Origin of the sequence: Nocardia alni (genome assembly GCF_019038435.1) — a bacterium.
Taxonomy (GTDB): domain Bacteria; phylum Actinomycetota; class Actinomycetes; order Mycobacteriales; family Mycobacteriaceae; genus Nocardia; species Nocardia alni.
Genome location: NZ_JAGPOX010000203.1, coordinates 1 through 13,835 on the forward strand (window position 1 = coordinate 1; position 13,835 = coordinate 13,835).

Below are 13,835 nucleotides of genomic sequence, written 5' to 3' on the forward strand. Positions count from 1 at the left end.
TGTCCGGGGAGTGGCGTTGACGTGGAAAGATAGAGGGCGTGCTGCGTTGGATTACTGCCGGTGAGTCCCATGGTCCCGCTCTTGTCGCGCTCCTCGAGGGGATGGTGGCAGGGGTCGAGGTGACCTCCGCCGATATCGCCGAGCAATTGGCGCGTCGGCGGCTGGGGTATGGGCGCGGGGCGCGGATGAAGTTCGAGGCCGACAAGGTCACCGTGCTCGGCGGCGTGCGGCACGGCCGCACCCTCGGCGGCCCGATCGCGATCGAGATCGGCAACTCCGAGTGGCCCAAGTGGACCCAGGTCATGTCCGCCGATCCGGTCGACGAGGCCGAACTGGCCGAGCAGGCCCGCAACGCGCCGCTGACTCGACCCAGACCCGGTCACGCCGACTATTCCGGCATGCTCAAATACGGTTTCGACGACGCTCGCCCGGTACTCGAGCGCGCCAGCGCCCGCGAGACCGCCGCCCGCGTGGCCGCCGGCGCCGTCGCGCGCGCGTTCCTGCGCCAGGCCCTCGGGGTCGAGGTCATCTCGCATGTGGTGTCCATCGGCACCGCCGCGGCACCGGCCGGTGTCGTCCCCTCGGCCACCGATCTGCCCGGTATCGATGAATCCCCCGTGCGCGCCTTCGACAAGCAGGCCGAGGCGGCGATGATCGCCGAGATCGAGGCCGCCAAGAAGGACGGCGACACCCTCGGCGGCGTCGTCGAGGTCGTGGTGGAGGGTCTGCCGGTCGGGCTCGGCTCGTTCACCAGCGGCGAGAACCGCCTCGACTCGCGCCTGGCCGGTGCCCTCATGGGCATCCAGGCCATCAAGGGCGTCGAGGTCGGCGACGGTTTCGAGACCGCGCGCCGGCGCGGCAGCCAGGCGCACGACGAGATGCACCCCGGCCCGGACGGCGTGCTGCGCTCGACCAACCGCGCGGGCGGCCTCGAGGGCGGTATGACCAACGGCGAACCGCTGCGGGTACGCGCGGCCATGAAGCCGATCTCCACCGTCCCGCGCGCGCTGTCCACCGTCGACATGTCCACCGGTGACGAGGCGCAGGCGATCCATCAGCGGTCCGACGTGTGCGCGGTCCCCGCCGCGGGCGTGGTCGCCGAGGCCATGGTCGCGCTCGTGGTCGCCCAGGCCGTGCTGGAGAAGTTCGGCGGCGACTCGCTGTCCGAGACCATCGGCAACATCGACGGCTACCTGAAGCGGATTGCCGCGCGTCCGCACATCCCCTCGGGCGGTGTCGCAGCCTCCCCTGTCTCATGAGCGCGGACACCGGCCCAGGCCGGGTCTGCGTGGTGCTGGTCGGGCCGCCCGGAGCGGGCAAGTCCACGATCGGCCGTAAACTGGCTCGGGAACTCGGCGCGGAACTCGTCGACACCGACGCGGTCATCGAGGCCGAGACCGGCCGCACCATCCCCGACATCTTCAGCAACGACGGCGAACCGGCGTTCCGGCGCATCGAGGAGGATGTGGTGCGCCGCGCGGTAGTGGCCGAAGCGGGCATCGTCTCGCTCGGCGGTGGGGCGATCCTGTCCGCCGCCACCCGTGAACTGCTGCGCGAGCGCACCGTCGTCTATCTGGAAATCAGTGTCGCCGAGGGACTTCGGCGCACCGGCGCGGCCACTCATCGCCCCCTGCTGGCCGGGGCCGATCCCGGAACCAAGTATCGCGAACTCATGCGCACCCGCCGCCCGCTGTACCGCGAGGTCGCCTCCGTGCGGGTACGCACCGACGGCCGCAGTCCGGGGCGCGTCGTCCGCAATATCCTGACCCGCCTGGGTATGGAGCCGCTGGAGCCGAACTCGGTTGCCGCACAGGACTGTTCTCCCGAGGGCACGGGTCCGGGCCGCCGCTCCCGGCGACGGCGCAGGGGCGGCCGGGGCGGCGCGAAGACCGCGTCCGCCGCGAATTCCGCCACTCAGAACGAAACCAGCGGCACTACAGGTGATTCGAGTACCGCTGGTCAGGATTCGGCTGATGCGCAAAGCAAGCCCCGCAAATCCCGCCGCTCTCGCCGGGGCGGTCGTCGGCGCTCGAAGGGTGCGGCCGCCGCACTCGCGACGGCGCCGGACTCCACCACGTCCGGCGTCGAAGCCGAACCGGGACAATCCACCTCCACGCCGGCGGGCGCCGCGGGTTCCGATCAACACGTGACACGTGAGCGGGCCGATGGTCCCGGTAACGCCCAGAGCGGTTCCGAGACGGCTCGATCCGGTTCCGCGGCACAGTCCGGTTCGAGTTCCGGGTCGAACAGTGGACCATCGGACGATGCCACCCACGAAGGGACACGGACCCGTTCGCGGTCGTCGCGGCGACGGCGCCGGGGCGGATCGCGCCGCATATCCACCGACCCCTCGGTTGCCATGGGCGAGGGGCGCGCCGAGGCGTCCGCCACTGCCCACCGAGACGTCGGATCGCAACGCTCGTCCGGCGATTCGACGAGCTTCTCCGACACCGGCCACGACAAGACCGGTGCCCGCCAACGGGTCACCGGATCACAACACCTATCGGACAATTCAACGAGCGCCCTCAACACGGCCTACGACAAGACCGGCGCGCCCCGACGCAGCACCGGATCGCGGCGTCCGCCCGGCGATTCGGCACCCCCGGACGGTGCACATGACAACACTGGCGCCGCCCAACAGAATTCCCGGGCGCGAGGGCCCCGGGCTGCCAGACGTCCGGCTGGGCCGCCTACCTCGATCACGAATTCCACTGCGGCGGCAGCCGATTCACAACACGGCGCAGAGCACGGCGATCCCTCGCAGGCGGGTGCACCCGGTCACGTCGACACCCCAGGCCTCACCGCTTCGAGCAGTGCCCCTACCGCTGCGGCAGACGGCGCGACGACCACTCGGTTCACCCACCCCTCACCTTCCGCCGACGCTGGTGCGGCACAACGGGATCCCGCTGATCTCGCGCATTCCGGCCGGTCCCGTCGGCGGCGCGCACGCCGCCCACAAGCACAACAAGAATCGGAGCAGACCGCATGAGTTCCCCCGAGCCGACTCGCATCGACGTCCGCACCGCCAGCCCGTATCCGGTAATCATCGGGCGCGGGCTGCTGGGTGACCTCGTCGAGCAGGTGACCGGACGTCCCGGCGTGCGCACCGTCGCGATCTTTCATCAGCCGCCGCTCACCGAGACCGCCGAGGTCGTGCGACAGGCGTTGGCGGACAAGGGGATCGATACGCATCGTATCGAGATCCCGGACGCCGAGGCCGGCAAGGATCTCCCGGTCGCCGGATTCTGCTGGGAGGTGCTGGGCCGGATCGGCCTGACCCGCCAGGACATGGTGATCAGCCTCGGTGGTGGCGCGGCCACCGACCTGTCCGGATTCGTGGCCGCCACCTGGATGCGGGGGGTTCAGGTCATCCACGTGCCGACCACCCTGCTGGCGATGGTCGACGCGGCCGTCGGCGGTAAGACCGGCATAAACACGGAGGCCGGGAAGAACCTGGTCGGCTCCTTCCACGAACCCGCCGCCGTGCTGGTGGACCTCGCGACACTGGAAACGGTGCCGCGCAACGAGATCGTGGCCGGGATGGCCGAGATCATCAAGACCGGATTCATCGCCGACCCGGTGATCCTCGAGCTGATCGAGCGCGATCCGCAGGCCGCGATCGACCCGACCGGCGATGTGCTGCCGGAGTTGATCCGCCGCGCCATCCAGGTCAAGGCCGAGGTGGTCGCCGCGGATCTGAAGGAGTCCAGCCTGCGCGAGATCCTGAACTACGGCCACACCCTCGCGCACGCCATCGAGCGCCGCGAGCACTACCGCTGGCGGCACGGCGCGGCGGTCTCGGTGGGCCTGGTCTTCGCCGCCGAACTGGGCCGCCTGGCCGGCCGCCTCGACGACGCGACCGCCGAGCGCCATCGCGCGGTGCTGTCCAGCGTCGGCCTGCCGACCACCTACGACGCCGACGCGCTGCCGCATCTGCTCGACAGCATGCAGACCGACAAGAAGACCCGCGCGGGCGTACTGCGTTTCGTCGTCCTGGACGGCCTGGCCAAACCCGGCCGCCTGGAAGGCCCCGACCCGTCCCTGCTGGCCGCCGCCTATGCCACCATCGCCCGCGAGGACGCCCCCACCAACGGAACCGTCCTGCTGTAATCCGGGCTGAGCCAACTCACCCCCAAGCCATCGACCCATGTCATCCAGGCGTACGTCATCCAGGCGTACGTCATCCCAGCTCACGCCATCCAGGTACGCGCCATCCCGACCCGGGCCACCCCGGCACACACCATCCCAACCCACCTCGTCCAGGCATACGTCATCCCAGCTCACACCATCCAGGCACGCACCACCCCAACCCACCACGCCACCCCCAGAACAACCCCTGTCATCCCGGCATGCTTTCGGCCGGGATCCATCTGCTGAACAGGACGGGCCGAACGAAGAAATGCCGTCCCGGATTACTTCCGGGACGGCATCGGCCTAGCGAGGCCGCTCAGGCGTGGCTGGCCGTCGCCGGCTGCGCGGGTGTCTGGGCCCGGGCCGCCGCCTTGTTCGCTTCCCTTGTCACCAGGTACCGGCCAGTGGCGACGCCGACCATGGACGGGATGAAGATCAGCAGCACGATGAACGACGCACCGGCGGTGACCTCGAACAGCAGGCCGTTGTCGCCGAGGTCGAAGCTCGGGACGAAGTTCAGGATCCAGGACACGATCCCGGCCCCGAGACCGCCCGCGACCGCCGCCTTCAGCCACCGCATGGTCAGATCGGCGCCGCCGCGCTCGGGATCCGGGTTGGCCCGGCGATCGCTCCGGCCGTCGGCCAAGCCCCAGACCACACCGCTGCCGATCACCACGATCAGGCACAGCACCCGCATCCAGCCGCCCTGGGTCGGCCAGTAGATCATCCCGAAACCCAGCAGGGTCCGCAGGACAACGGTCAGCGCCCCGAGGACAACGGCGCGTAACAGCCACGCATTCATGTCGATCACCCTAACCTGCCGGACCGGATGAAAAAACTGTAACCCGTTACAGAGAGAGCGCGGCGGCCATCTCCGCGTGCGGCGCGGACTTTCCGGTGAACTGCTCGACCTGGCCGTATGCCTGATTGAGCAGCATATCCAGCCCACTCACCACTGTATGCCCGGCCCGCGTGACCGCCTGGGCCAGCGGCGTCGGCCAGGGGTCGTAGATCGCGTCCAGCACGACCGGCGCGGCGGCCACCGCCTCGGCGACGCTCGCGGCGGCCGGGGCGGGCACCGTGCTCACCACCGCGTCGGCCCGGACGCACACCGCACGCACCCGGACCTCGTCGAAGTCGATCACCGTCGGCGACAGTCCCAGACGCTCGGCCAATTCCACCGTGCTCGCCGACCGCGCGGAATCGCGCGCCACCACCGTGATGTGGCGCGCGCCCAACTCCGACAGCGCCAGCAGCGCGGGCCGCGCGGTGCCTCCGGCACCCAGCACGACCGCGTTCTCGACCTTGTCGATACCGCCACCCTGCAACGCCCCGCGCACCCCGTCGACGTCGGTGCAGTCCGCACGCCACCCGGCCGGGGTGCGAACCAGCGTATTCGCCGAACCCACCAGCACCGCCCGGGGCGTGCGCTCGTGGGCGAACTCGAGCGCCGCGACCTTACCGGGCATCGTCACCGACAGCCCCACCCATTCGGGGCCGAGTCCGGACACCAGGCTGGGCAACTGCTCGGCGGTGCATTCGACGCGCTCGTAACTCCAGTCCAATCCGAGCGCCCGATAGGCGGCCAGATGCAGCTGCGGTGAACGCGAATGCGCGATCGGGCTGCCCAGCACGGCCGCGCGACGGGTACCTGGCGCGGTGGTCTCGCGACCCGGCTCCGCGCCGTTCTCGCCGGGCCGCACGCCGCTAGTGCCCACTGTCGAGAATTCCACTCTGCCTGGCCTTTTCGATATTGCGCTGATGTTCGCTGTAACTGTCGGTGAACAGGGTCGTGCCCTGCTTGTCCACCGTGACGAAGTACAGCCACGGGCCCGGCGTCGGATTCTCCATCGCGCGCAGAGCGGCCAGCGACGGCGAGGCGATCGGCGTCGCGGGCAGTCCGGACATGGCGTAGGTGTTCCACGGGGTGTGTTTGGCCCGGTCGGCGTCGGTGGTGGCGACGGCCGTGGTGTCCAGGGTGTAGTTGACCGTCGAATCGAACTCCAGCGGCATGGTCACGTTCAGCCGGTTCACGATCACCCGCGCCACCTTCGGCATATCGGCGGCCAGCGCCTCTCGTTCCACCAGCGAGGCCGCGATCAGGATCTGATACGGGGTCAGGTTGATGCCGATGGCCGGATTGGGCGTGAGCAGCCCGGTCGACTCGTAGCTGTGCGCGCTCTCGGCGACCAGCTGGGCCAGGATCTGCGCCGGGGTGCCGCTCGGATCGAAATCCCAGGTGCCCGCGGAGATCAGGCCCTCGAGCTGGCGGGTGTGATCCGGCACCTGACGCACCTGATCGATGGCCCACGACGGCACGCCGAGGGATTTCAGATCGGTGCCGGCCCCGGCGGCATCCAACTGTTCGTAGGTGACGCACTTCTTGGCCGGGCCGGTGCCGACGCAGCTGGCTTCGGCGATCTTGCGATAGATGCCCTCGTTGCGGGAGCCGGTGTTCGCATCGATCGAATCGTGCAGGCGGCGCCCCTCGGAGATCACCACGTTGCCCACCCGCGAGTCCGGGGTGACCAGCGCGGTGACCGCGTCGGCGCCCTTGCTGTGCGTGGGGATCGCGTAGTAGCCCGGCTGGACCGAGGTCATATTCGAATTCTGCACGGCCGCTTGGTAAAACGCGCCGGTGCTCTTGACTACGCCCTTGTCGAGCATGGTCTGGGCGATCTGCGAGGCGGTGTCGCCGGGGTGCACCTGCACCACCGCCACGGGGCCGGGCGGGCCCGCGTAGTCCTCGGGGCCGTTCAGCACAGCCATCAGTTTGGTGCCCGCGTACACCGCCGCGACGGCGAACAGCACCACGAAGACGGCGGCGATGAGCAGCAGGTTGCGCCGACGACGTTTACGCTCGGCGGCCTTCCGCGAGGCCGCGCGGGACGCACGCCGCGAGCGGGCGGATTTGTTACGTCCGGTCGTCTGGTCGTCTGCGCCTTCTCGCGCGCGTTTGCGGCGCGTGCCCTGCTCGCCCGAGTCGCGCACCCGGTTACGGCCCGTGGCGTCGCGGGCGACCTGATTGCGGCCCGTGGTGTCGCGAGCGGATTTCCGGGCCGCCTGCTTGCGGGCGGACTGCTTGCGCGCCACCGGATCCGTCGATTGCTGACCGCGCGCCGATCGACGCCGCTGCGGTCCGCGGCGGGGAGGGGGTGCGGCCGGGGCGAACGATTCCTCATCCTGATAGTCGGCGTCGGGATAGTCGTCGGCCGCGTAGTCCTGAGCCACGAACTCACCCGAATGTTGTCCGGCGGGATATCCGTGACGACCGCCCTGAACCTCGTAATCGCCGGTGCCGTAATCGCCGGGGAGACGCTGAGTTACCTGATGCGGATCGGTCGGATATTGTCCGGCGCCCATTCCGGCTCCCGCGTAGCCCTGACCACCGGGCTGGTCGGCGGGATGGGTGGCGTACCGATTCGAGTCCGCGCTCGAATAACCGTCGTCGTATTCCTCGCCGTATCGCGGGATGACGCCCGTGTCCTCGTAGGCGTCCCAATCACCCTCATCCGGATCCGGCGCGGCATGTCGCGCATGCCTTCCGGGCATCGCATGACTACCGGTATTGGTCCAGTCCTGATCGGCACGACGATAACGCCGTTCCTCGGTGCTCTGGCGAATACGCTCCTCAGCCCGGGCCCAGCGGTCATTCACGCGTCCACTCCGCCGCCTGCGTCACCGGCCGACCTTAACACCGCACTCCGTTCGTCCAACCACCCTTGCAGGATCGATATGGCCGCCGCCTGGTCGATCATCTGCCTTTGCCCGCGCGCGCGAACTCCACTGTCTCGCAATGCACGTGCTGCTGTCACGGTAGTCAAACGTTCGTCGGAAAGTCGTATGGGCACATCTGGAAGTACTGCATGCAACTGCTCGGCAAACTTCATGGCGAGGGTCGCTGACGAGCCGTTCTCGCCGCGTAGGGTTCGGGGCAGCCCGACGATGATCTCGACGGCCTCGTACTCCCGCACAATCTGGGCAATTCGGGCCAGGTCGGCCGGGACGCCGCCCGCCGCCCCCCGGGCAGCTCCCTTGCCCTTCGCCGCACGGGTCACGGTCTCCACCGGTGTGGCGAGAATCCCGTCCGGATCCGAGGAGGCGACACCGATGCGGACGGTGCCCACATCGATGCCGATACGCCGGCCACGGCCCGGATCGGTCGCGGCGTCGGGCCGGTCGGAGGCAGACGCGTCCGAGGACGCCTCCGCGTCCATCACCCGGCCAGCTCGGCCACCCGCGACCGCACCGCGGCCAGTCCCGCCGCGATCCCCGACGGGTCCGAACCCGACCCCTGCGCCATCTCCGGTTTGCCGCCACCGCGCCCGGCGATGCTCGGGCCGAAGCTGGCGACCAGCTCACCGGCCCCGAGGCCCAACTCCTGAGCGGGCTTGTTCACCGTGACCACGAACGGCACCTTGCCCTCGGCCGTGCCCAGCAACACCACGACCGCCGGTTGGCTGCCGAATCGGCCACGGATATCGGTGGCCAGGGTGCGCAGATCACCCGCGCCGACACCCTCGGGCGCGGCGGCGGCGACCAACAGGACCTTGCCGACCCGCTGCGCGTCCTCGACGAACTTCCCGGCTTGAGACAGCACGGCCTGCACCTTGGTCCGCTCGAGTTCCTTCTCGGCGACCTTGAGCCGCTCGACCAGCTGCTCGACCCGCCCGGGCACCTCCTCGGAGGGCACCTTCAGCGAGGACGCGACGCCGGCCAGCAGCGCGCGCTCCTTGGCCAGGTACTTGTACGAGTCCAGGCCGACGAACGCCTCGACGCGGCGCACGCCCGAACCCACCGACGACTCGCCCAGCAGCGTGATCGGACCGATCTGCGAGGAGTGCTCGACATGGGTGCCACCGCACAGTTCCATCGAGAACGGGCCGCCGATCTCTACCACGCGGACCTCGTCGCTGTAGTTCTCGCCGAACAGCGCCATCGCGCCCATCGCCTTGGCCTTGGGCAGGTCGGTGACGAACGTGTTCACCGGGTAGTCCGCGCCGACCGCGTCGTTCGAGACGGCCTCGATATCGGCCTTCTGCGCATCGGACAGCTGGCCCTGCCAGTTGAAGTCGAAGCGCAGGTAGCCGGGCTTGTTCATCGAGCCCGCCTGTACGGCGTTCGGACCGAGGATCTGACGCAGCGCGGCATGCACCATGTGCGTACCGGAATGGCCCTGGGTGGCGCCGCGGCGCCAGGACGGATCGACCTGCGCCAGGACGGTGTCGCCCTCGGTGATCTGACCCTGTTCGACAGTGGACTTGTGCACCCACAGCATCTTGGCGATCTTCTGCACATCGTTCACGCGCACGGTAGTGCCACTGGCGGTGAGGGTGCCGCGATCGGCGATCTGGCCGCCGGACTCGGCGTACAGCGGGCTGCGGTCCAGGATGACCTCGACGTCCTGACCTGCGGTCGCGGTGGGCACCCGCACACCGTCGGCGATCAGGGCCAGCACCCGGGCCTCGCTGGTCAGCTCGTCGAAGCCGGTGAACTCGGTCGCGCCGCGGTCGACGAACTCCTTGTAGATCGTCAGGTCGGCGTGCGCGTGCTTGCGGGACTGGGCGTCCTCCTTGGCGCGCTTGCGCTGCTCGGCCATCAGCGTGCGGAAGCCCGTCTCGTCGACCTCGAGTCCGGCCTCGGCGGCCATCTCCAGGGTCAGATCGATCGGGAAGCCGTAGGTGTCGTGCAGGGTGAAGGCGTCGGTGCCCGAGATGCGCTTGCCGCCGGAGGTTCGCACCTCGTCGACCGTCTCGTCGAACAGCTTCGTGCCGGTGGTCAGGGTCTTGAGGAACGCCGTCTCCTCGCCGACCGCCACGTTCTCGATGCGGCGGAAATCGGTGGCCAACTCCGGGTAGGAGGGGGCCATGAGCTCGCTGACGTCCTTCATGAACGCGGCCATCACCGGCTGATCCGCACCGAGCAGGCGCGCGGAGCGCACGATGCGGCGCAGCAGGCGGCGCAGCACGTAGCCGCGGCCGTCGTTGCCGGGGTTGACGCCGTCGGCGATCAGCATGGCGGCGGTGCGGGCGTGGTCGGCGATGACGCGGAAGCGCACGTCGTCGGCGTGCTCGACGCCGTAGTTCTTGCCGGTCAGCTCCTCGGCCTTGGTGATGATCGGGCGCAGCAGGTCGGTCTCGTAGACGTTGTCCACGCCCTGCAGCAGGAACGCGACGCGCTCGACGCCCATGCCGGTGTCGATATTCTTCTTCGGCAGCGGGCCCAGGATCTCGAAATCGTCCTTGCCCCGGCCCTCACCCCGCTCATTCTGCATGAACACGAGGTTCCAGATCTCGATGTAGCGATCCTCGTCGGCCTCGGGCCCGCCCTCGAGCCCGTATTCCGGGCCGCGGTCGAAGTAGATTTCCGAGCACGGGCCGCACGGGCCGGGGATGCCCATCGACCAGTAGTTGTCGGCCATGCCGCGGCGCTGAATGCGCTCGGACGGCACACCGATCGACAGCCAGATCCGCTCGGCCTCGTCGTCGTCGAGATAGACGGTGACCCACAGCCTTTCGGGATCGAACCCGTAACCGCCATCCTCGACGCCACCGGTCAGCAGCGACCACGCGAGCTCGATCGCGCCCTGCTTGAAGTAGTCGCCGAAGCTGAAGTTGCCCGCCATCTGGAAGAACGTATTGTGCCGGGTGGTGATGCCGACGTTCTCGATATCGAGCGTGCGCACGCACTTCTGCACGCTGGTAGCGGTATCGAACGGCGGGGTCTGCTGACCCAAGAAGTACGGCACGAACTGGACCATGCCCGCATTGACGAACAGCAGGTTGGGGTCGGCCAGGATCAGCGAAGCACTGGGCACCTCGGTGTGTCCGGCACGGACGAAATGGTCCAGGAACCGCCGTCGAATCTCGTGGGTCTGCACAGATATCCAGCCTACCGGGCGGGGTCCAGGGAGTTTCCGGGGGTAGTGGGTCGAGCGCTGGTCAGCAGCCCAAGGGTTAGCCGTCCCAACTCCTCGGTCTGCAAGGTGAGGCCGACCGGATCGGGCAGTTCGAGCGGACGACCGAATTTCCGCCGGATAGTCCGGGTGTACATCTCGTCCTCGACCGCGTAGTGCACCACATGGTCACGATCGTCGCGGTCGATCAGGAGGTAGACCGGAATACCCGCCTCGGCATAGGCCGTAACCTTCTCCGCCCGAATCCGTTGGTCGGTATCGGCGTCGTTGGAGGTGATCTCGACGACCATCAACGCGACCGCAGGGCCCACCCAGTTTCCATAACCGGCCAACGCGCCGTCCAGCGCAAGGACTCCATCAGCATGAGCTCGGCCTGTCCCCCCCTTCTCGACCTCGATGTCGGTTCCGTTGCACAGGCGCAAGTCGCTCCGAGCCGAGAGCAGCTGCTGTGTGAGCCACCGCAGGATCTCAGCGTGAATTCCGTACGACGGAACCTTGAACCCAAGCCTGCCAAAGAGGAACTCTGGCCAGATCGGCATCTCTTCATGCTTCGCAAACAGTGCGAGCTTCTCGAAATCCTCCATAAACATCTGCGGCTTACGTCTTACGACTGTCATCAATCCCCTTCCCAGCGCTGTGTGGTGCTGCTAACTGAGGTTTGTCGAGTGTCGGAACACTCAGCGGGTCAGATCTTTCAGAGGTTCGGAATCGAGCGTGAATTCGAGGGGGGCGGGCAGCTCGACTGGCACTCCGAACTCGACGCAGACCGAACTGAGGTAGGTCCCGCCTACCGGGCTGCTGTAAACAACGCACTCGCAAGCGTCCCGATCGACAAGAAGGTAGATGGGAATACCTGCCTCGGCATATGCGGTTCGCTTTTCTTTCCGATCACGCCGGTCGGTATCCGAGTCGCTGGAGGTGACCTCGAACACCATGAGCACCGATGCCGGGTCCTTCCATTCACCGTGGCCTGCGAAGGAACGGTCCGGGGCGACTACCGCATCCGGCCGGGCGCGCCCTTTGCGGTATGCCCCGATCTTCAGCCCGAGTTCGGGATAAACCGACAGGTCACGGCGATATGTGAGGACACGCTTCAAAAGCCACTGGACGATCTCATCGTGATCCCCGTCCGGCATCGGCTTGACCCCCACCCTTCCGTCGATGTACTCGAGCCGGACCCCCATCTCGTCCCGCTCCAGGCTCATCGCAAGCTTCTCGAATTCCTCCACGTTCAACTGCTGCTGATCCACCATGATGGTCATCGCTTCTCCGTTCTGCGACCGGTCCGGGATCCACTGCTGAGATCACCGTACGTCGACTCCGGCGCCTGATCACTATTGTCGCCAATCCGCACCCCGACACACCGTGCGACGCGCTGACCAGGGCATTCCTTCAGGGAATTGACCGTTTGGAAGGTGTACCGCGGACACTCTCATTCGACACGGAGCGACTTGGCTACCGAGGGCCTGGCTCGTGTTCGCAGGCACGATCGACAGGTGCGCGGCCCGTCGACGGCGGCGATCTCACCGACATCGTTCGGGCTGGCTACAGGCGCGGCGCACTGGAACACGACGAGTGGCCCCTGTCTCGCATCCGCCCTGTGGATCGCGCACGTCCAGCGGAGTGCGGGGGTGTTTTCAGCGGCCCCGGACTATGCGGCGGAGTTTGACTACGCGGGGGCCGACCTCACGTTCGTAGCCGTGGTCGGTGGGGTTGTAGTAGTCGACGCCTACCAGTTCGTCGGGGGGATACTGTTGGGGCAGAACGCCGTCCGGGTGGTCGTGGGGATATTTGTAGCCTTGGGCGTTGCCCAGGGCGGCGGCGCCGGCGTAGTGGCCGTCGCGCAGGTGTGGGGGGACTGCGCCGGCCTTGCCCTGGGCTACGTCGGAGAGGGCGGCGCCGATGCCCGCTACTACCGCGCCGGATTTGGGGGCGGTGGCTATGTGGATCGTGGCCTGGGCCAAGGCCAGTTTCGCCTCGGGGAGGCCTACCAGTTGGACTACCTGGGCGGCGGCTACGGCGGTTTGCAGGGCGGTGGGGTCGGCCATGCCGACCTCCTCGCTGGCCTGGATCATGAGGCGGCGGGCGATGAAGCGGGGGTCTTCGCCGGCGCTGAGCATGCGGGCCAGGTAGTGCAGGGCGGCGTCTACGTCGGAGCCGCGCAGGGATTTGATGAAGGCGCTGATCACGTCGTAGTGCTGGTCGCCCGCGCGGTCGTAGCGGACGGCGGCCTTGTCTACGCTGGCCTCCACCAGATCGACGTCGACCGTGCCGTCCAGGGAGGATTCCGCCGACGCTTCCAGTGCGGTCAGCGCTCGGCGCGCGTCGCCCCCGGCGATCCGCACGATGTGATCCAAGGCCGCGTCGGTGATGGTGTACTCGCCGCCCAGACCCCGGGGATCCTCGGCGGCCCTGCGCAGCACCTGGCGAATGTCGTCCTCGGACAACGATTTCAGCTGCAATACCAGAGATCGCGACAGCAGCGGTGAGACCACCGAGAACGACGGATTCTCCGTCGTCGCACCCACCAGCAGCACGACCCGGTTCTCCACCGCCGCCAGCAGCGCATCCTGCTGGGTCTTGGAGAACCGGTGCACCTCATCGATGAACAGCACCGTCTGCTCCCCCGCCAGCAACCGCCGCCGAGCCACATCGATGACCGCACGCACCTCCTTCACCCCGGCCGACAACGCCGACAATGCCTCGAACCGCCGCCCGGTGGCCTGCGACAACAGTGACGCCAACGTGGTCTTCCCCGTCCCCGGCGGCCCGTACAACAGCACCGACG

Annotated in this window: 10 protein-coding genes and 1 pseudogene; 3 read left to right on the plus strand and 8 right to left on the minus strand. The window is 68.2% G+C overall.

Annotated features, from left to right (window positions below; genetic code table 11):
- Positions 1-38: 38 nt before the first annotated feature.
- From aroC to aroB, 3 genes and pseudogenes are all read left to right on the plus strand, one after another.
- Positions 39-1,259 carry a chorismate synthase gene (aroC, locus tag JZ791_RS40670; protein ID WP_216902733.1) on the plus strand — a complete coding sequence of 407 codons (1,221 nt, stop codon included), beginning with the start codon at positions 39-41 and terminating at the stop codon, positions 1,257-1,259.
- Positions 1,256-1,774, plus strand: a pseudogene (locus tag JZ791_RS45730) (shikimate kinase); the annotation flags it as partial. The gene aroC and the pseudogene JZ791_RS45730, both read left to right, overlap by 4 nt.
- Before the next feature lie 1,211 nt (positions 1,775-2,985).
- A complete protein-coding gene (gene aroB, locus JZ791_RS40680; RefSeq protein WP_216902737.1) occupies positions 2,986-4,110 on the plus strand; it encodes a 3-dehydroquinate synthase in 1,125 nt (374 codons plus the stop codon).
- A 337-nt stretch (positions 4,111-4,447) separates the two neighbouring features.
- On the opposite strand, the gene JZ791_RS40685 is transcribed toward aroB, so the two are convergent.
- The 8 genes from JZ791_RS40685 to JZ791_RS40720 all read right to left on the minus strand — a co-directional run.
- Complete coding sequence (locus JZ791_RS40685; RefSeq protein ID WP_216902739.1) at positions 4,448-4,933, minus strand: B-4DMT family transporter; 486 nt, start codon at positions 4,931-4,933, stop codon at positions 4,448-4,450.
- 46 nt (positions 4,934-4,979) lie between these two features.
- Positions 4,980-5,834 (minus strand): shikimate dehydrogenase, encoded by an 855-nt coding sequence (locus tag JZ791_RS40690; RefSeq protein WP_216902751.1) that lies wholly within the window; start codon positions 5,832-5,834, stop codon positions 4,980-4,982.
- Positions 5,835-5,838: 4 nt separating this feature from the next.
- Complete coding sequence (gene mltG / locus JZ791_RS40695) at positions 5,839-7,788, minus strand: endolytic transglycosylase MltG (RefSeq protein ID WP_308163426.1); 1,950 nt, start codon at positions 7,786-7,788, stop codon at positions 5,839-5,841.
- Positions 7,785-8,348, minus strand: coding sequence for a Holliday junction resolvase RuvX (ruvX, locus tag JZ791_RS40700; RefSeq protein ID WP_216902741.1), 564 nt, complete (start codon positions 8,346-8,348; stop codon positions 7,785-7,787). Before ruvX ends, mltG begins: the two co-directional genes overlap by 4 nt.
- Positions 8,348-11,011 (minus strand): alanine--tRNA ligase, encoded by a 2,664-nt coding sequence (gene alaS, locus JZ791_RS40705; RefSeq protein ID WP_216902743.1) that lies wholly within the window; start codon positions 11,009-11,011, stop codon positions 8,348-8,350. The genes ruvX and alaS overlap by 1 nt, the downstream gene beginning before the upstream one ends.
- Before the next feature lie 11 nt (positions 11,012-11,022).
- Positions 11,023-11,631 carry a Uma2 family endonuclease gene (locus JZ791_RS40710; protein ID WP_216902745.1) on the minus strand — a complete coding sequence of 203 codons (609 nt, stop codon included), beginning with the start codon at positions 11,629-11,631 and terminating at the stop codon, positions 11,023-11,025.
- Between the two features lie 93 nt (positions 11,632-11,724).
- Entirely contained in the window at positions 11,725-12,309 is a 585-nt protein-coding gene (locus JZ791_RS40715; protein ID WP_216902747.1) for a Uma2 family endonuclease, read from the minus strand.
- 375 nt (positions 12,310-12,684) lie between these two features.
- Positions 12,685-13,835: replication-associated recombination protein A (locus tag JZ791_RS40720; protein ID WP_216902749.1), on the minus strand; the 1,151-nt coding region annotated here is incomplete at its 5' end.